This is a genomic window from Kitasatospora sp. NPDC004669 (genome assembly GCF_040609455.1).
Taxonomy (GTDB): Bacteria; Actinomycetota; Actinomycetes; order Streptomycetales; family Streptomycetaceae; genus Kitasatospora.
The window spans coordinates 1-17,909 of sequence record NZ_JBEXKB010000026.1 but is presented as its reverse complement, the minus strand read 5'-3'; the positions used below and the strand labels follow the sequence as shown (position 1 = coordinate 17,909).

The following is a 17,909-nucleotide window of genomic DNA, read 5'->3' as shown; positions in this document are numbered from 1 at the left end:
GGTGGAAAATGCTGCCATGTAGTTCTAGATTCAACTATTATCTCATGGCAGAGTGGCGAGCAACAGTGAGTCGGTGGAGGAGTTCAGGTGAGTGACGTGACGATGGTCCCGGCGGAGCAGCGGGTCTTCATCGACAAGCAGAGCCCCAAGGCCTATCGGGCCCAGCTCGCGGCCGCCGAGGCGGCGCGGGAGGTCGCGGCGGAGGCCGGGCTGGACCGGCGGCTGGTGGAGCTGGTCAACCTGCGGGTGTCGCAGATCAACGGCTGTGCCTACTGCCTGCACGTGCACACCCGGGCAGCGCTGCGTGAGGGCGAGACTTCCCAGCGGCTGGGCGTGCTCCCGGCCTGGCGGGACACCGAGGTGTTCAGCGCCCGGGAGCGCGCCGCGCTGGCACTGGCCGAGGCGACCACGACCCCGTCGGACGCGGCCCTGCAGGAGGCCGCGTACGGGGTCGCGCGCGAGACGCTGACCGAGGAGGAGATCTCGGCGGTGATCTGGGTCGCGATCGCGATCAACTCCTTCAATCGGGTGTCGATCATGAGCAAGCACCCGGTCCGTCCGGCACCGGGGCGTTAGGGGCCGGGGGCCGGCCTACTCGGGCGGCCTCCCCCGGTCGACGTACGCCCTCCTTTGATGGGCGTACGACCGATTCCTCCGGGTGGAGGATGACGGAGTATCAGGGCGGCGACGAAGCTGGGGCGTCAGAGGCGGGCGGGGGCCCGCTGCGGACGAAGGGGGTCGCATGGCTCGTCGTGGGGTTTCCGTTCTGGTGGCGACGGTCTGTCTGGCGTTGGCCGCACCGGTCGCCTCGGCGGCTGCCGTCGAACCGAACGACGTGGTCAAGGAATCGGCGGGCCGCCGGGCGGAGGCGCTGGAGGCGGTGACCACGGCCGGCGCGGTCGCGGCGATCGCCCAGGTCAGGGACGAGAACGGGGCCTGGCGCGCGGGCACCGGCGTCGCCGACCTGACCACCGGCGCACCCGTACGGACGGACGGGCGCTTCCGCGCCGGCAGCATCACCAAGATGTTCACCTCCACCACCGTGCTCCAGTTGGTGGGGGAGGGACGGGTCGGCCTGGACGATCCGATCGAGCGCTACCTGCCCGGGACGGTCCCGAACGGAGAGCACATCACCGTCCGTCAGCTGCTCAACCACAGCTCGGGCCTGTGGGACCCGACCAATGAGAAGGGCGGGCTGTTCCCCGACTCGACGGACCCCGACGCCGTCCGGAACTGGCTCGACCAGGGCGGGATGACCCGCACGATCACCCCGGCGCAGGTGGTGGCCGCCTCGGTGGCGCACGCGCCCAACTTCCCGCCGGGGGAGAAGTTCGCCTACTCCAACGTCAACTACACCCTGCTCGGCATGCTCATCGAGCGGGTGACGGGGCGCGGCTACGCCCAGGAGACAACCGCCCGCATCCTGCGGCCGCTGGGGATGAACGGAACGTACTTCCCCGGCACGGCCACCGACATCCGGGGCCCGCACGCCCACGGCTACCTGACCCTGGTCGAGGGCCCCGGCCCGCAGGACCGCAGCGACCGGGACGTGACGGTGGCCAGCGTGTCCTGGGCGAACTCGGCGGGCGAGCTGATATCCACCCTGGACGACCTGAACCGCTTCGAGAAGGCGCTGCTGGGCGGCCGGTTGCTGTCGGAGGAGCTGATGCGGGAGATGAGGACGACCATTCCGGTGGAGGTCAACGGCCAACCCACGCGCCTGGATTACGGACTGGGGCTGGCCCGGCTGCAGCTGTCCTGCGGACCGGTCTACGGGCACGACGGTGGGGTGCCCGGCTACAGCTCGCAGCTGTGGAGCTCCGGCGGGCGGCAGGTCGCGATGTCCGTCACCACCCGGGGCGGCCAGGCGCAGCAAGGCGCGCAGCTCACGGCGGAGGGCGGCGTCCTGGAGGAGGCCTTCTGCGGCAACCGGCAAGGCGCGGGCAATGCGCAGCTGAAGCTCGGCTGACGCAGGGCTGGTCCCCGACGCCCGTCCTCACACCGAGCGGCGCTGCCGGCGACGAAGGCGGAGGCCCGCGCCGCGCTCGGCCGGCTGACGCCGCTCGGTGTGGCGGCCTACGGCCGGTGGCTCCGGTTGGCCGACCGACTCCTCGCCGGGCACGCGGGCGCGACGCGCACTGCGGGTCACCAGGGCGAACGGTCGCCGAACCGGGTTCCTGAAGCAGGTCGCGCCGGAGACGGCGGAGCTGACGGGGTACGGCAACCTGGTCGGGCCCAGGGCGACGGACTACCGGGTGGAGGTCCCGGATGGCGGCGCCTGCGACTATCACCTGCAGATCCTCCTGCTGCCTGTCCCGGCCACCGGGGAGTTCGCTGCGGCTGCCGTGGAACTCGTCCGGCTCCAACCGGCCGGCGACGGCCGGACGCCGGCCCGGGCCGTGGTGCGGTGTGTGCCGACCGCGACGGGGGAGGGCCGGCGGACCGGCGGAGAATGGCAGGCATGACAGATGAGCCGGACGTGACGGGCATGACGGATATGACAGACGTGACAGAGACGACGCTCAATCTCTGGAAGCAGCCGCTCGGCGAGGTGCCGGCGGAGGTGTGGGACCGCACCGAGCTGACCGTGCTCATCCTCGCCGAGACCGGGATCTCCGAACTCCCGCCCAGCATCAGCCGGTTGACCCGGCTGCGGACCCTTGACCTCGGGCACAACCAACTCACCGGGGTGCCTGATGAGCTGGGCGACCTGACCGGGCTCCGGGACTTCCTGTACCTGCACGACAACGCCCTGACCGCGCTGCCCGAGGCGCTCGGGCGACTCACCGCGCTGCGCTACCTCAACGTCGGCGAGAACCGGCTCACCGAACTGCCGTCCACCATCGGGGAGATGGCCGGCCTGGTGGAGCTGCGCGCGCAGCGGAACCGGCTCACCGATCTGCCGGAGTCGATCGGCGACCTCGGCGCGCTGCGCGAACTCTGGCTGTGTGGCAATGAGTTGACCTCCCTGCCGGAGGCCGTCGCCCGACTCGCCGAGCTGCGCGAGCTGGAGCTCCGGGAGAACGCCTTCACCGAGTTCCCGGCCGTGCTGGCCGGCCTTCCGCTGCTGCGCCGGGTGGACCTGCGTGGAAACCGGATCGCCGAACTGCCCGACTGGCTGGCCGATCCGGACGCGCTTCCCGCGCTGGAGAAGCTCGACCTGCGGTGGAACGGGGTGCGGCCGTCGGACCGGCTGCTGGAGGCGCTCGCTGCGCGCGGGTGCGTCGTGCTGCTCTGAGCCCGGTTCCGATGCGGCCGGAGAGCGTGCGGCCGCAAAGGTGCGGCCGGGAAAAGATCAACAAGAGTGCCGAAGACCTGCTACCGTGGGCGACATGAAGCGCGCTGCACTCGTCACGACGACGCCGGAAAGAGTCCCGGCGCGCTGACTGCTGACCTAGTCCGAAGCCCCGGGGCGAGTGCCCCGGGGCTTCGTCGTTTCCGGATCCACTCGCCCGCGGAACCAGAGTGGAGACCACCCTCATGAACAACCAGCCCCCGCAGGACCAGTCGATGCACGACCAGCCGATGCACGACCACCGCAAGCTCGGCCGCGAGCTCGACCTGTTCGACACCGACCCGCTGATGGGCTCCGGCCTGCCGTACTGGCTGCCCGGCGGCGCCGCGATCCGGCACACCCTGGAGGAGTTCATCCGCGGCCGCGAGCGCCGGGCCGGCTACCGCCACGTGTACTCGCCGGTGCTCGGCAAGCGGGAGCTGTACGAGATCTCCGGTCACTGGGACCACTACCGCGAGGACATGTTCCCACCCATGGAACTCGGCTCGGAGGAGATGGTGCTGCGGCCGAGCCTCTGTCCGCACCATGCGCTGATCTTCCGCTCCCGATCCCACAGCTACCGGGAACTCCCGCTGCGGATGGCAGAGTTGGGCGGCATGTACCGCTCCGAGCTGTCCGGCGTGCTCGGCGGGCTGACCAGGGTCCGGGCGATCCAGCTGAACGACGCGCACGTCTTCTGCACCCCCGAGCAGGCCGCCGACGAGGCCGTCGCCGCACTGGAGTTGATCCGCGAGGCGCACCGCGCGCTCGGCATCGTGCCGGTCCGCTACCGGCTCTCGCTGCCCGGTGCGGGCAACAAGTACGTTGCGGACCCCGCGCTTTGGGAGCGTGCCATCGCGCTGCTGACCGATGTGCTGGAACGCTCCGGGGTGCCGTTCGAGGCGGTGGAGGGCGAGGCCGCGTTCTACGGGCCGAAGATCGACGTACAGATCGCCGACGGCGCCGGGCGCGAGTTCACCCTCTCCACCGTCCAGATCGACTTCCACCAGCCCGAGCGCTTCAACCTGCACTACATCGGCCCGGACGGCGCCAAGCACCGCCCGGTGATGGTGCACCGCAGTGTCATCGGCAGCGTCGAACGGGTGGTCGCCCACCTGATCGAGCTGTACGGCGGGGCGTTCCCGGCCTGGCTCGCGCCGGCCCAGGTCGTGCTGCTGCCGATCTCCGACGCCGAGGTCCCGCAGGCCGAACGGCTGCGCCAGCGCTGTCTGGACCTCGGACTGCGCGCCGAGGTCGCCGGGCCCGAGCACGGCACCCTCGGCGCCCGGATCCGCGAGGCCAGGCTCGTGCCCTACCAGGCGGTGATCGGGGCGAAGGAGGCCGTGGACGACCGGGTCGCGCTACGGCTGCGGGACGGCCGCCGACTGGAACCGATGGCGGCCGAGGAGGCCTGGGCGCGGATCGGCGCGCTGGTGGCCGGGTGCCGCGCCGAACTGTGGGAGGACGAGCCCGCCCGGTGAACCGGCGGCATACGTACGACTAGTGCGGTGCGCGGTGTGTCGGCGAGGCCGGGGGTTTCGGCCGCCCGTCGAATGGGCGCGGCGGCCGAGTCCGCGGCCACCGCTGTACCCACGGTTCCGGAGGTACCCATGCGCAGTCCGCGCAGGTTCGTCGCACCCCTGCTCACCGCCTGCGTCACGCTCGCCGGGGCGGTGGCCGCCGCCCCGGCCGGCCCGGCCGAGCTCCGCCCGCTGCCCGTACCGGACGGCCGGTACTGCGCTGCCGTCCTCGGGCGTTTGTCCGAGCCCGAGGGCGCCTCCCCGGTGCTCGGCCGGGCCTGTTCGGCGGCCACCACCGCCGACGTGCTCGCCCTGGCCGACGGCCGGAGCCGTGCGGCGGAGCAGCTGGCCGACCGTACGCTGCTGCTGGAGGAGTACAAGGACGTCGACTACGGCGGCGACGTCATCTACTCCTTCTACGGGGACGCCGGCGGCTGCGACGCCACCGGGTACCGCCTGGTCGGCTACTTCGACGTCGCGCTGAGCGTGTCCTCGATGAGGGGCTACAGCAACTGCAACACCGTCCACCTCCGGTCGACGCTCGGCAAGGAGGAGGCGCCGGGCCTGCCGGCCGGCTACCCCGGACCGGACTTCAACGACGCAGTGCGAGAGTCGCGGGTCTTCCACGGCTGAGCGGGTCGGCCACTGACCGCCGGGGGGCGGCCCGGCTCCCGGCGGTCAGGGCCCCGGTGTTCAGGGCCCGTGCCACGACGACGGCGCCGCCCACGGGGTGTTGGGGCCTCCGGCGCGCAGGGCGTGGTCGATCAAGGTGCCCGCCGCGTTCCTCTGGCCGAGTACGTGCTGCGGGCCGTCGCCGCGTGCCTCGGGCGCGGGGACCACCGTGCTTCGCCTGCTCTCGGCGGTGCTGCCGATGGTGTGCTGGAGCAGTTGGTGGATGGTGATCCGGCGGTCGTCGTGGCCGTTGCCCTGCACCACGTTCGGCAGCCAGTGCTCGACGGGCCCCGGGGGTTCAGGAACGGGCGGTCAGTAGGACTGTAGCTCGATCAGGTGGCCCTCCGGGTCGCGCAGGTGGGCGCTGCGCAGGTTCGGTCCCCATTCCGGGCGGTCGGTGGCCGGGGCGGCGAGGGTGCCGCCGTGGTCGAGGCAGAGGGCGAGCGCCTTGTCCACGTCGTCCACCCGGAGGACCAGCATCGCGGAGTCCTGGGCGGGGGCGGCGGGGTGGGCTGGCAGGTCGGCGGTGCCGAGGGTGGTGGCCATCGCGGAGCGGTCGTAGAGCACCAGAACGGCCTGGTCCTCGACGTCCCAGTTGGCGTACGGGCCTTCGGGCGTGCCCTTGATGAGGGTGGCGCCGGTGAGCGCGGGGAGGACCGCGCGGTAGAAGCCGAAGCACTCGGCGAAGCGGGTGACGAGCAGGCGGGGGTACAGGGCGTCCACGGCTGGAACTCCTGGGATCGGAACCGGTCGGTCAATTAGTGGGTCTACGCCCACTATAGGGAAAGACCTAGAATGCCGCCATGGCCTCCGAGACCCCCGCCCCGTCCGACGGGCTACCTCCGACCCTGCTGGACCTGAGCACCTTCCTGCTCGCCCGGATCGGCCGGTCCGCGCGTGGCCGACTCGCCGAGCGGCTGGCCGAACGCGATCTGCGGCTCTGGGACTTGGCGGTGCTGGCCGCGCTCGCCGACTTCGGGCCGCAGGCGCAGCGGGACCTGGTACAGCGGCTGGGCGTCGACCCGAGCGACCTGGCGAAGGTCGCCGACCAGCTCGGCGCGGCCGGGTACGTCGAACGCGCCCGGGACCAGCGGGACCGGCGGCGGGTGTCGGTGTCGGTCACCGCGGCCGGGCGGGCGCTGCTGGCCGAGTTGGAGGCGCAGGCGAGGGCGGTGCAGGACGAGGTGCTGGCGCCGCTGGACGCGGGGGAGCGACAGGTGCTGCAGGAGCTGCTGCTTCGGGTGCACCACGGGATGGAGGAGGGGCGCGGCGCCGTGTGAGCTCAGGCGCTCGGCGGTCCGGGGCGGCGGGCGCCGGCGAACTCGCCCGCCCAGCGCGGGATGTCGAGCACCTTCTCGACCCGGGCGATCAGCGTGCCGGTGCGTTCGGCGTGGATCATGGCGCCGTCGCCCGCGTAGATGCCGACGTGGTGCAGTGGCGCGTCGGGGCGGGAGAAGAACAGCAGGTCGCCGGGGGCCAGGCCGTCGCGCTCGACCGGGGCGCTGAGGTGGAACTGGGCGACGGTGTAGTGCCCGAGTTCGACGGTGCCCTGGCTGGCCCGGTACCAGCAGTAGAGCGACAGGCCGCTGCAGTCGAAGCCGACCGTGGTCTCGCCCAGGCACTTGCCGTTGAGGTAGCCGTTCTCGTCGTCGCAGAAGCCGAGGCCGGGGCCCAGCCGGTCGCCGCCGCCCCAGGCGTACGGGATGCCGATCTGGGCCTCGGCCACGGCGGCGACCCGTCGGCCGAGGGCGGCGGTGGCGGCCGGGGGCGCGGCGTGGGCGGCCGCTTGGGCAGCCGGAGTGAGGGCGGGGACGAGGCCGGCCCCGAGGGCGAGGCCGAGCATCCGGCGCCGTCCGACTCCGAAGGCCTGGTCGCGGCTGGGCGGTTGGGACTCCATCGGTCGACTCCCCGGGGCTGCTGCGGTGTTGGCGTGGGCGTCCGTGCGGGCGTCCGGGTGGGGCCACGTGAGCGGGTACGGTCGGGCGCGGCGGTGCTCGTTTCGGGCGGGCACCCGGACGGGCACCAGGATCGCGGTCCGGCGGGCCCGCGCGCCATCACCCGCAACGGTGAATCGTGGGAACACTGGCCTTGGCGCGGCTGGGAGTTCGCCGAAAATCCGTTTGACCCTCGTTCGTGAGGGGCCAACGATGAGCGCGAACGTTCGGCCAAGACCATCGGAGGACCTCGTGAACAGCGCCGTCAAGTTGGTCCGCAACACACGCCTGACGCCGGCCGTCGACTACGCCTACGCGGCGGTGGTCGACGCCCCGGCCCGCTCGCTCTGGCTCGCAGGGGCCTGCCCGCTGGACGAGGAGGGGCGCACGGTCGCCGTCGGTGATCACGAGGGTCAGGCCCACCAGGTGATGCGCAATCTGATAACCGTGCTGGAGGACATGGGCGCGGGGCTCGCCGACATCGCGCGGACCACCGTCTACGTGGCCTCCGGTGATCAGGCGGACCTGGTCAACGTGTGGAACGTGTACCGGGAGTACATGGGGGAGCACGATGCCCCCAGTACGCTGCTCGGCGTCTCGGTGCTCGGCTACGACGACCAGCTGGTGGAGGTGGAGGCGGTGGCCGTGCTGCCGTGACGCCGTGACGTGCCTCCGGGGTGCTCGGGTTCAGGAAGCGGCGAGCAGGGCGTCCAGTTTCCGGTAGCCCTCGACCACGCCGCGCTCCATGCCGCTGGCCAGGATGGCGTCCCGGGCCACCAGGTTGTCGACCACCGACAGTACGGTGACGCGGGTGCGGCCCTCACCCGCGGGTTCGAAGACGGCGGTGTCCAACGAGACGCCGTCCGGCACGCCCTCGAAGGTGAAGGTCTGAACGAGCCTGGTGGCCGGCCGGACTTCGTGGAAGGAGCCGTAGAAGGCGGCGACCTCCTGGCCCTCGCGGTGCATCGAGTAGCGGTAGTGGCCGCCGGTGCGTGCCTCCCAGGTGTCGATCTTCATGTCGAGGTCCTGGGGGCCGAGCCACCGGGAGACCAGGTGGGGCTCGATCCAGGCCCGGAAGACCCGCTCCTGCGGGGCGTTGAACTCGCGGACGATCCGGATGGTGGGCAGCGTCGGGTCCGCTTCGATCCGGGTCTCGTGGCCGGTGGTGGAGGTCATGACGGGGCGCCTTCGTTCTTCTCGGCCCAGGTGGGGCGGGGTTCGTCGGCCTTGGTGCCGGGGCTGGCGGGGGTGGTGTCGGCGTCGGTGTCGTCCATGGCCGCGAGGACGGCGTCCAGGCGGCTGAAACGTTCCTCGGCCCGGCGGCGGTAGCGCTCGATCCAGCTCGTCATCAAGTCGAGCGCCTGCGGTTCCAGGTGGCACGGCCGGCGCTGGGCGTCCCGGCTGCGGCTGACCAGTCCGGCCTCCTCCAGCACCTTGAGGTGCTTGGAGACGGCCTGCATGGACATCGCGTAGGACTCCGCCAGTTCACCGACCGTGGCGTCCCGGACCGACAGGCGGGCGACGATGTCGCGCCGGGTCGGATCGGCCAGGGCGACGAACGCCCGGGAGAGCTGGTCGACGGCCACCGCACACCTCTGTTCATTCTCAACCGATTGGTTGAGAAAAACGGTACCCCGACGCCCCGGCGTATTCAACCTCTTGGTTGCGGAAGGGGATGCGGGTTGGATTCTCGGTGGCTGGTGGTCGATCGAAAGGGGCCGATCGTTCCGTTTCCTTGTGGCAATGGGGCGCGAAGGGAGGGTTCGTCGTCGGTCGACGGGGTGGCACCGCTTCCGTTTGCCCGGTGGGGATCTGACGGCCCGTGGGGGAGGAGTGAGGGGGTGGATGGGGGAAGTGGGGGAGATTGAGTCGATTTCCCGTCATCGTCGTGCAGCCTGCAGATCACCCGTAGCTAAGATACGGGGTGTTTGGTTTTGTTTTGCGGGAGCTCAGGGCGGGGTGGTTGCGGTGGTGCGGCAGGAGCGGGCGCTTCGGACGCGTCGGCTGATCCTGGAGGCCGCGGCGTCGGTCTTCGACGACTTCGGCTACGAGGGCGCCACCATCGGGGAGGTGGTCTCCCGGGCGGGGGTGACGCGGGGTGCGGTGTATTTCCACTTCGCCTCGAAGCGGGATCTCGCGCAAGGCGTCGTGGAGGAACAGTTCGTCCAGGACGGCGTGCCGGAACGCAGCTGCAAGCTCCAGGAGTTCGTGGACACCGGGATGGTCGTCGCGCATCTGATGCCACGCAATCCGCTGCTCAGCGCTGGTGCCCGGCTCTCACTCGGCCAGGACGTCTTCGACGAACTCGGCGGCGGTGCGATCCCCGGCTGGATAAGCCGGATGGAGGCGCTGCTGACCGCGGCCGGCGAGCGCGGCGAGCTGCTCCCGCACGTTGTCCCGGCCGACACCGCGTGGCTGGTCATCGCGGCCTGGACGGGTGTCCAGATCCAGTCGCAGAAGCTCTCAGGGCGCGCCGACCTGGAGCAGCGGGTGTCCGGGCTGTTCCAGCACCTGATGCCGAGCGTCGCGGTGCCCGGTGTGCTCGGCTCGCTGCAGATGGGGTCGGACCGCGGCGCCCGGGTGGTCGCCGAGGTCGCGGCGGCCCGCGCGGCGGTGGAGGCCGGCGAGGGGCTGACGGAGCCTCGGGTCGGGGCCGCCGACGCGGTCGCGAACGGAATCGGCATGAGCTGACGGGAACGGCATGAGCGATCCGGCGCCGGGCGAAGTCGCGCTGTCCCGACCGGAGTTGACGGATCTTCCTGTCTGTGTCGGTCGCGGTGGCGGCGCGGCCGATGTGACGGCGGCGCGGGATCGACGGGAATCCGGCGCCGCCTTCGCGCACGCCCGGGGGTGACTGCGCACATGCCGACCGCACCGCGAAGGGCACCGGCACTGCGGCCCCTCTCCTGCCGGTGGTCCATCTCATGGAAACAAACAGCGTGTTCGGTTTTGCTGGACAAACCGCGCGTCCTGTTTTTGCTCTGTGCCGGTTGTTCCAGGGGTGTCGCCGCGGACGCCGACCGCGGCGGATCGACCTGCGGCGTTGCGTGTGATGAGGGCCCATCGTGGAGATTCGGGTGCTCGGGGGCGCTGGACCTCCGGGTCCACGCGGTATCGGTGGTGCCGTCGGCGCCCAGCTCCGGCAGGTGCTGGGACTGTTGACCCTGCGTGCGGCGCCGCGGCTGACGGCCTGGTGGTGACGACGGCCTGCGGCCCGGAGGTCGTCTTCGCCGACGGCTGCCCCACCGATGAACGCGCCCCCGGGTCGGCACCCTGGGGGACTGGCTGCCGCCCTGCCTCGTCCCGCAGTGCGCCTCCGCCGCGTACCGGGCCGGGCCGCAGACCCCGCGGCCGGTCTGACGTGCGCTGCGACAAGGGTGACACTGGCATGCGGAAGGTCGAATGTCAGTGCGGCTCGCCATGATGTCGGTATGAAGGACGCAGCCACCAAGGCCTCCCCCGCAGCCCTCGCCTCCCCGGAGGCCTACGCCGACGCCGTCGCCACCGCCGTGCGTGCCGCCGCCGCGTACTACGCAGACGGCTCCACCCCGCTCGGGGATGACGAATACGACGCCCTGGTGCGGGCCATCGAGGCGTACGAGGGAGAGCGCCCGGACCAGGTGCTGCCCGAGACGCCCACCGGCAAGGTGGCCGGTGGCGCGGCCGTCGGCGACGTCCCGCACAGCGCGCCGATGCTCTCGCTCGACAACGTGTTCTCGGCCGAGGAGCTGGAGTCCTGGGCCGCCGGGCTGGAGCGCCGGCTCGGCCGCCCGGTCGCCGCCTGGTGCGTCGAGCCCAAGTTGGACGGCCTGGCCGTCGCCGCCCGCTACCGGGCCGGTCGGCTCACCCAGCTGCTCACCCGGGGCGACGGCCTGGAGGGGGAGGACATCAGTCACGCCGCCGACACCGTGCTCGGCCTGCCCGCCCGGCTCGCCGAGCCGCTCGACGTCGAACTGCGCGGCGAGGTGCTGCTCACCCACGAGCAGTTCGAGCAGGCCAACACCGTCCGCACGGCCCACGGCGCCACTCCCTTCGCCCACCCGCGCAGCGGCGCCGCCGGCACCCTGCGCGCCAAGGACCGTCCGTACCGGGTCGAGCTCGCCTTCTTCGCCTACGACGCCCTCGGCCTGCCCGGGCTCGACCACGCCGCGCTTCTGGAACATCTGGCCCGGCTCGGCGCCAACACCGCCGCCAGCACCGAGGCCGCCCCACGCCGCTGCGCCACGCTCGCCGAGGCGGAGCGGCGGATCGAGGAGATCGCCGCCCTGCGCGCCGCGCTGCCCTTCGGGATCGACGGCGTGGTGGTCAAGGCGGACGCGGTGGCCGACCAGGAGGAGGCCGGCTCCGGCTCCCGCGCGCCCCGCTGGGCGGTGGCCCGCAAGCTGCAGGCCCAGCACAAGGTGACCCGGCTGCTCGGGGTGGAGTGGAACGTCGGGCGCACCGGGATCATCGCGCCCCGGGCGGTGCTCGAACCGGTGGTGATCGACGGAGTCACCGTCACCTACGCGACCCTGCACAATCCTGCCGACATCGAGCGCCGCGGCCTGATGATCGGGGACCAGGTGTTCGTCTACCGCGCCGGCGACGTCATCCCCCGGGTGGAGGCGCCGCTGGTCGACGAGCGCACCGGCGCCGAGCAGCCGATCGCCTTCCCCGAGGTCTGCCCGCGCTGCGGCGACGCCATCGACACCTCCGAGCAGCGCTGGCGTTGCGTGCGCGGGCGTGGCTGCCAGGCCGTCGCCTCGGTGATCTACGCGGCCGGGCGGGACCAGCTCGACATCGAGGGCCTCGGCGGCACCCGGGCCGTCCAGCTGGTCGAGGCCGGGCTGGTCGCCGACCTCGCCGACCTGTTCACCCTCACCCGGGAGCAACTGCTCACCCTGGAGCGGATGGGCGACACCAGTGCGGACAACCTGCTCGCGGCCATCGAGACCGCCCGCACCCGTCCGCTGAACCGGGTGTTCTGCGCCCTCGGCATCCGCGGCACCGGTCGGACCATGTCCCGCCGGATCGCCGCCCACTTCGGCAGCATGGTCGCGATCCGCGCCGCCGACGCCGAGGCGCTGGCGGCGGTGGACGGCATCGGCGTGGAGAAGGCGGCCGTGATCCTGGCCGAACTCGTCGACGTGGCACCGCTGTTGGACCGGCTGGAGGCGCAGGGCGTGGGCACCGAGGTGACCGAGCCGGCCGCAGCCGCTTCGGCTGTCAACGCTACGGCCGAGGGCGAGGCGGCGGGCCCGCTGGCGGGCCAGAGCGTCGTGGTCACCGGCAGCATGACCGGCGCCCTGGCCGAACTCTCCCGCAACGCGATGAACGAGCTGATCGAGCGGGCGGGCGGCAAGGCCTCCTCCTCGGTGTCCAAGCGCACCACCCTGTTGGTCGCGGGCGAGAAGGCGGGCTCCAAGCGGGCCAAGGCGGAGGAGCTCGGCGTGCCGATCACCACCCCGGAGGAGTTCGCGGCACTGGTGGCCGACTTCCTGGCCTGAGCGGCTCCGGGCGGGCCGGGGCGGGCGAGGGCGGGCCGGGGAAAACGGCTTGATCACCGACGGCGCCGGTGCGGTAGGGTGACCGACGCCGAATACGACCGCGATGCAGGAGGTGAGACCCATTACCGGTATGTCCGAGCGGGTGCTCCCGGAGCGCGGCCGTGCGGGCGCCCCGCGCGCGTAGCGCGGGAGCGTCGACGCGGCGTCGGCCCTGGTGGGAGCCCTGACGGAGTCCTCCGTTCTCCTCCCGTCCTGCCCAAGGGGTTTCCTTTGCCGGTCTTCTCCTCCGCCGCTCTCCGTTCCTCGGTCGTCTCCCGGCTGCGCGCCGCCGGTTGCGTGTTCGCCGAGGACGAGGCGCGGATCCTGCTCACCGCCGCCGACACACCCGCCGAGCTGGCCGCCATGGTCCGCGCCCGCGCCGAGGGGCGGCCGCTCGAACACGTCGTCGGCTGGGCCGAGTTCGCCGGACTGCGGATCGCCGTCGATCCGGGCGTCTTCGTCCCGCGCCGGCGCAGCGAGTTCCTGGCCGCCGCTGCCGCCCGACTCGCCCGCCCCGGCGCGCTGGTGGTCGACCTGTGCTGCGGCAGCGGCGCACTCGGCGCCGCCGTCGCGGCCACCGCCGGGCACCCGGTCGGGCTGTACGCGGCCGATCTGGACCCGGCGGCCGTCCGCTGCGCCCGCCGCAACCTGGCCGGAACGGGCGCCCTGGTCTTCGAGGGTGACCTGTTCGCCGCCCTGCCCGACGCGCTGCGCGGGCGGGTGGAGGTGCTGATCGCCAACGTGCCGTACGTACCGACCGGGGACATCGAGCTGCTGCCGCCGGAGGCCCGGCTACACGAGGCCCGGCCCGCGCTGGACGGCGGGTTGGACGGGTTGGACGTACTGCGCCGGGTGGCCGCCGAGGCGCCGGGCTGGCTGGCGGCGGGCGGGTCACTGCTGTTCGAGACCAGTGAGAGGCAGGCGGCGGGCGCGCTGGCCGTGGCGCGGGCGGCGGCCCTGAGAGCGGCGGCGAGCCGGGAGGAGGAGCTGGACGCCACGGTGGTCATCGCGACCCGGTCGTGAACGACGAAGGTCCCGGCCACCGCATCCCCGCGACGGTGGCCGGGACGGGTGGTCGGAACTCGCTCCTTCGATCCCGCGTCCTCAGATCCTGGTCCCGTACACGTGGTCGACCGGGATGGTGAGCAGCACCCGGCGGTCGGAGACCATCGCCTCGCGGTACTCCGCCCAGTCGGGGTGCTCCCCGGCCGCCCGGCGGTAGTAGTCGACCAGCGCCTCGACCTCGGGTCCGTGCGGGTCGGTGCCCGGCCCGGTGAGGGTGGCGACGCCCTCGGCGGTGACCCAGGAACGGCCGTCCGATCCGGTCACCTCCAGGCTCACCCGCGGGTCCCGCCGCAGGTTGGCGGTCTTGGCCAGCCCTTCCCGGGTGGAGACCAGGATGGCGTTCGCCTCGCGGTCGTAGTAAGGCATGACGGGGGAGAGCTGGGGCCGGCCGTCGGCCTTGATGGTGGCGAGGATGCCCAGGCGGCTCTGCGCGAGAAGCGCGTGCGGGTCGTAAGCGGTGGCGGTCATGGCAGCATCATCGGGCTTCACACCGGTGTGAAGGTCAAGGCGCGGCAGGCGTGTTGCGCTGTGGGTATCCCCGGAGCGTACGGTGGGGATCCGCGGGATCCGTCGATGGCGGCGGCCGTAGCGGGCTGGGGTCGAGAGGCGACAAGGAGTGACGATTCGTCACCGAGTGCTGTTCGAGCCGAGAGAGCACCGTCCGATGGCCGCCTCCCACCAGCCCAAGGAACTCCTGGAGTTCTCCGACGACCAGCGCTGCAAGTGCGGGGCGCACCCGTAAGCCTCCCTTCCTGTCAGCGTGTTGACGCTGCGTCACACTACTCTTGTGTCGCGTGATGGAAGCACCTGCTGGGATACACCCCCCGCTGGACGCGGTGGCCTCCCGCTTCAAGTGGAGCCCCTTGCAGGTCAGCTGGTCTCCAGCTTGCGGACGGCCTCGGCGAGCGCGGCCGCGGTGCGGTTCACGTCCTCCTCGGTGGTGCGCCAGCTGCTGAAGGCCGCGCGCAGGGCTGGCACTCCGGCGTAGCGGGTGGGGGTGAGGAAGGCCTCGCCGGAGAGTTCGGTGGCGAGGGCGGCGAGCCGCTCGGGGGTGGGGTCGGCGGCCAGGGTGAAGCAGACGACGTTGAGGCGGACCGGGGCCAGCAGGCGCAGGCCGTCGATCGCCTCCACCGCCTCGCCGAGCGCGCGGGCGCCGGTGATGCAGCGCTCCACGATCTCCCGGTGGCCGGCCCGGCCGTAGGCGCGCAGGGTGAACCAGGCGGCGAGGGCGCGCAGTCGGTGCGAGTTCTCGGGCGTGAGGTGGACCAGGTCGGGGTGCTCGCCGATCGGGCCGAGGTAGGCGGCGGCGTTCTGGAAGACCCTCGCCTGCAGGTCGCGGCGGCGGGTGAACTGCGCGGCGCTGTCGTAGGGCACGTTGAGCCACTTGTGCAGGTCGATGCAGACCGAGTCGGCGAGGTCCAGCCCGGCCGTCAGCTCGGCGTGCTCGGGGGAGAGGGCGGCGAAGGCGCCGAACGCGGCGTCCACGTGCAGCCAGAACCCGTACCGTTCACGGAGCTCGGCGATCGCGCGCAGGTCGTCGAAGTCGACGGTGTTCACCGTGCCCGCGTTGGCCACCACGATGCACGGGCCGTCGGCCTCGGCGAGCGCCCGCTCCAGCGCGGCCACGTCCACGGCCTCCCGGTCCGGCAGCGTGGCCACGGCGGTCAGCGCCCGGCGGCCCAGGCCGAGAACGCTCAGCGCCTTGGACACGCTGGAGTGCGCGCTGCCCGACAGCACCCTGACCCGGCCCAGCGCGGCGACCCCGTCCTCGGCCACGTCCACGCCGAGCCGCTCGCCCAGCCACTCCCGGGCGATCGCCAGGCCGACGGTGTTGGACATGGTCGCGCCGCTGACGAAGGTGCCGCTGTGCGCGGGGGAGAGGCCGAACAGCTCGCGCAGCCAGCCGACCGTCTCCCGCTCCAGGTGCTGACCGGCCGGGTCCAGCGAGGAGTTGGAGTTCTGGTCGGCGGCGGAGGTCAGCCAGTCGCCCGCCAGCGCGGCCGGGGTCGCGCCGCCCGTCACGAACCCGAAGTAGCGCGGCCCGGCGCTGGCCGACAACCGCGGTTGCCAGCGCTCGCCGAACTCCGCCAACGCCGCCCGCAGACCGTCGGCGTCCTCGTGCAGCGGCTCCGCCGAGGTCGGCTGGTTCGCCTGCCGCGGGATCACCGGGCGGTCGTCGAGGCCGGCGAGGAACGCGACAGCCCGCTGCCGGGTCTCCTCCAGGAGGGCGGGCAACAGTTCGAGGTCGGCGGCGAGTTCGGGGTGCATGGGGCTTCTCCGTTGATCGATTGTCAGCCCGAGGGTAGTGCGCGGGGGCTGTGGTGTGGCGGGCCAATCCGATGCCGGTGGCCTGGGAGGTCGGGAGATCTGCCGCCGGCCGTCGGTGGATCCCGGTCCTGCACGACCCGTGCCCCGAGGTCCGTGCCGGGGCCGGCCACGCGCCGGCGACCGCGTCGGGCCGGGCCACGGAGATCGGCGCCGCCTTCCGGGAGCGGGTGGGCGTGGGGACCGTGCCGGTGGTGCGCGCGTCCCTGGTCTTCGCGATCGCGCAGGTGGAGCAAGGGGAGGCGAGCAGATCCGAAGCCACACCAGGTGGGCGGCCGTCAGTCCAGTGCGGCTGCCTTGCGCAGCAGCACCGACCGCTCGGGGGCGTTGCGGCAGAGCCGGGCGGCGAGTTCCAGCTCGGCCCGGGCCTCGGTGGTGCGGCCGAGTCGGGTCAGCAGTTCGCCGCGCACGCTCGGGAGCAGGTGCGAGCCCGACAGACGGCCGGAGGCGACCAGGTCGTCGACCATGGACAGCGCCTCCTGCGGTCCTCCGGCCATCGCGACGGCCACGGCCCGGTTGAGCTCGACGACGGGTGACGGGGCCACCCGGCCGAGCGCCTCGTAGAGGAGCACGACCCGTTCCCAGTCGGTCTCCCGCACCGAGAGCGCCGTCGCGTGGCAGGCGGCGATCGCGGCCTGCAGACCGTACGGTCCCAGGCCCCGCCCGAGCGTCGAGGCCCGGCCGAGCGCGGCCAGACCGCGCCGGATCGCCGACCGGTCCCACAGGCGACGGTCCTGGTCCTCCAGGAGCACCGCCTCCCCGTCCGGCCCGGTGCGGGCCGGGAAGCGTGTGGCGGTGAGCTCGAAGAGCGCCAACTGGCCGTGCACCTCCGGCTCGGCGGGCAGCAGGGCGGCCAGCATCCGGGCCAGCCGCACGGCCTCGTACGCCAGATCGGGGCGCAGCAGGTGGTCGCCGGTCGTCGCCGTCGAGCCCTCCGTGAAGATCACGTACAGGGCGCTCAGGACACCCCCGAGCCGCCCGCGCCGTTCCTCGGGCGGCGGCAGCTCGAAGGGCACCCGGGCGGCGGCGATCGTCTTCTTCGCCCGGGTGATCCGGGCCTGGACGGTCGACACGGGCACGAGGAAGGCCCGGGCGATCTCCTCGCTGGACAGGCCGCCCACCACACGCAGGGTGAGCGCCACCCGGGCCTCGGGGGAGAGCACCGGGTGGCAGGCGGTGAACATGAGCGCAAGGACGTCGTCGTCGACCCGGTCGGGATCCCACGGCAGGTCGTCCGGCCGGCGGTCGGGCGCGGCCGCCGCGCCCGCGCTGAACTCGCCGTCGGCCAGTTGACCGGCGAGCATGGCGTACCGCTCGTCGAGCGCCGACCTGCGGCGGAAGGCGTCGATGGCCCGCCGCCGCGCGGTCGCCAGCAGCCAGCCCACCGGGCTGGCCGGCGCGCCGTCCCGCGACCAGGTGACGAGGGCCTCCGCCAGCGCCTCCTGGGCGACGTCCTCGGCGAGCGTGAAGTCCCCGGTGTAGCGGGCCAGCGCGCCGACGATCCGCGCGGACTCGATCCGCCAGACGGCCTCGACGGGCCCCCCCGCCCCCGCGGGGCTCGGCGGGCCCACCCGGGGGTCCTGCATCAAATCGA

General features: G+C 72.8%; 19 protein-coding genes. 11 read left to right on the top strand and 8 right to left on the bottom strand.

The window, feature by feature from the left end; genetic code table 11:
- Positions 1-102: 102 nt before the first annotated feature.
- The 5 genes from ABZW30_RS22080 to ABZW30_RS22060 all read left to right on the top strand — a co-directional run bounded on the left by ABZW30_RS22080 (position 103) and on the right by ABZW30_RS22060 (position 5,427).
- Positions 103-576 carry a carboxymuconolactone decarboxylase family protein gene (locus ABZW30_RS22080; RefSeq protein ID WP_355672916.1) on the top strand — a complete coding sequence of 158 codons (474 nt, stop codon included), beginning with the start codon at positions 103-105 and terminating at the stop codon, positions 574-576.
- Positions 577-742: 166 nt separating this feature from the next.
- Positions 743-1,969 (top strand): serine hydrolase domain-containing protein, encoded by a 1,227-nt coding sequence (locus tag ABZW30_RS22075; protein WP_355672851.1) that lies wholly within the window; start codon positions 743-745, stop codon positions 1,967-1,969.
- A 492-nt stretch (positions 1,970-2,461) separates the two neighbouring features.
- Positions 2,462-3,238: a leucine-rich repeat domain-containing protein gene (locus ABZW30_RS22070; protein ID WP_355672850.1), complete on the top strand. Its 777-nt coding sequence runs from the start codon at positions 2,462-2,464 to the stop codon at positions 3,236-3,238.
- 287 nt (positions 3,239-3,525) lie between these two features.
- The gene (gene thrS, locus ABZW30_RS22065; RefSeq protein WP_355672915.1) at positions 3,526-4,755 is read left to right on the top strand and encodes a threonine--tRNA ligase; all 1,230 of its coding nucleotides are present in this window, start codon (positions 3,526-3,528) and stop codon (positions 4,753-4,755) included.
- A gap of 129 nt (positions 4,756-4,884) precedes the next feature.
- Positions 4,885-5,427: a hypothetical protein gene (locus tag ABZW30_RS22060; protein ID WP_355672849.1), complete on the top strand. Its 543-nt coding sequence runs from the start codon at positions 4,885-4,887 to the stop codon at positions 5,425-5,427.
- Positions 5,428-5,487: 60 nt separating this feature from the next.
- Here ABZW30_RS22060 and ABZW30_RS22055 read toward each other — a convergent pair whose 3' ends face one another.
- Positions 5,488-5,730 (bottom strand): hypothetical protein, encoded by a 243-nt coding sequence (locus ABZW30_RS22055; RefSeq protein ID WP_355672848.1) that lies wholly within the window; start codon positions 5,728-5,730, stop codon positions 5,488-5,490.
- A 48-nt stretch (positions 5,731-5,778) separates the two neighbouring features.
- The gene (locus ABZW30_RS22050; protein WP_355672847.1) at positions 5,779-6,189 is read right to left on the bottom strand and encodes a VOC family protein; all 411 of its coding nucleotides are present in this window, start codon (positions 6,187-6,189) and stop codon (positions 5,779-5,781) included.
- Positions 6,190-6,269: 80 nt separating this feature from the next.
- Between ABZW30_RS22050 and ABZW30_RS22045 the strand changes: the two genes are divergently transcribed.
- Positions 6,270-6,746, top strand: a complete 477-nt coding sequence (locus ABZW30_RS22045) for a MarR family winged helix-turn-helix transcriptional regulator (protein ID WP_355672846.1) — start codon at positions 6,270-6,272, stop codon at positions 6,744-6,746.
- Positions 6,747-6,748: 2 nt separating this feature from the next.
- Here the strand turns inward: ABZW30_RS22045 and ABZW30_RS22040 are convergent, their stop codons facing one another.
- Positions 6,749-7,363, bottom strand: a complete 615-nt coding sequence (locus ABZW30_RS22040) for a C40 family peptidase (RefSeq protein ID WP_355672845.1) — start codon at positions 7,361-7,363, stop codon at positions 6,749-6,751.
- Positions 7,364-7,652: 289 nt separating this feature from the next.
- On the opposite strand from ABZW30_RS22040, the gene ABZW30_RS22035 reads away from it, so the two are divergent.
- Positions 7,653-8,057 (top strand): RidA family protein, encoded by a 405-nt coding sequence (locus ABZW30_RS22035; RefSeq protein WP_355672844.1) that lies wholly within the window; start codon positions 7,653-7,655, stop codon positions 8,055-8,057.
- A 30-nt stretch (positions 8,058-8,087) separates the two neighbouring features.
- Here the strand turns inward: ABZW30_RS22035 and ABZW30_RS22030 are convergent, their stop codons facing one another.
- Together ABZW30_RS22030 and ABZW30_RS22025 are read right to left on the bottom strand one after the other, a co-directional pair.
- A complete protein-coding gene (locus ABZW30_RS22030) occupies positions 8,088-8,576 on the bottom strand; it encodes an SRPBCC family protein (RefSeq protein WP_355672843.1) in 489 nt (162 codons plus the stop codon).
- Positions 8,573-8,986 (bottom strand): metalloregulator ArsR/SmtB family transcription factor, encoded by a 414-nt coding sequence (locus tag ABZW30_RS22025; RefSeq protein ID WP_355672842.1) that lies wholly within the window; start codon positions 8,984-8,986, stop codon positions 8,573-8,575. Before ABZW30_RS22025 ends, ABZW30_RS22030 begins: the two co-directional genes overlap by 4 nt.
- 382 nt (positions 8,987-9,368) lie before the next feature.
- Between ABZW30_RS22025 and ABZW30_RS22020 the strand changes: the two genes are divergently transcribed.
- The 3 genes from ABZW30_RS22020 (at position 9,369) to ABZW30_RS22010 (ending at position 13,948) form a co-directional block, all read left to right on the top strand.
- Complete coding sequence (locus ABZW30_RS22020) at positions 9,369-10,091, top strand: ScbR family autoregulator-binding transcription factor (protein WP_355672841.1); 723 nt, start codon at positions 9,369-9,371, stop codon at positions 10,089-10,091.
- A 740-nt stretch (positions 10,092-10,831) separates the two neighbouring features.
- Entirely contained in the window at positions 10,832-12,886 is a 2,055-nt protein-coding gene (gene ligA, locus ABZW30_RS22015; protein WP_355672840.1) for an NAD-dependent DNA ligase LigA, read from the top strand.
- Positions 12,887-13,156: 270 nt separating this feature from the next.
- Entirely contained in the window at positions 13,157-13,948 is a 792-nt protein-coding gene (locus ABZW30_RS22010; protein ID WP_355672839.1) for a putative protein N(5)-glutamine methyltransferase, read from the top strand.
- 81 nt (positions 13,949-14,029) lie between these two features.
- Here ABZW30_RS22010 and ABZW30_RS22005 read toward each other — a convergent pair whose 3' ends face one another.
- Entirely contained in the window at positions 14,030-14,458 is a 429-nt protein-coding gene (locus ABZW30_RS22005; protein ID WP_355672838.1) for a PPOX class F420-dependent oxidoreductase, read from the bottom strand.
- Positions 14,459-14,606: 148 nt separating this feature from the next.
- Between ABZW30_RS22005 and ABZW30_RS22000 the strand changes: the two genes are divergently transcribed.
- On the top strand, positions 14,607-14,732 hold the full coding sequence (locus ABZW30_RS22000; RefSeq protein WP_355672837.1) for a hypothetical protein: 126 nt from the start codon (positions 14,607-14,609) through the stop codon (positions 14,730-14,732).
- Between the two features lie 128 nt (positions 14,733-14,860).
- On the opposite strand, the gene ABZW30_RS21995 is transcribed toward ABZW30_RS22000, so the two are convergent.
- Both ABZW30_RS21995 and ABZW30_RS21990 read right to left on the bottom strand, forming a co-directional pair.
- Positions 14,861-16,258: a pyridoxal-dependent decarboxylase gene (locus tag ABZW30_RS21995; RefSeq protein WP_355672836.1), complete on the bottom strand. Its 1,398-nt coding sequence runs from the start codon at positions 16,256-16,258 to the stop codon at positions 14,861-14,863.
- A gap of 335 nt (positions 16,259-16,593) precedes the next feature.
- A complete protein-coding gene (locus tag ABZW30_RS21990; RefSeq protein WP_355672914.1) occupies positions 16,594-17,901 on the bottom strand; it encodes an RNA polymerase sigma factor in 1,308 nt (435 codons plus the stop codon).
- Positions 17,902-17,909 lie beyond the last annotated feature (8 nt).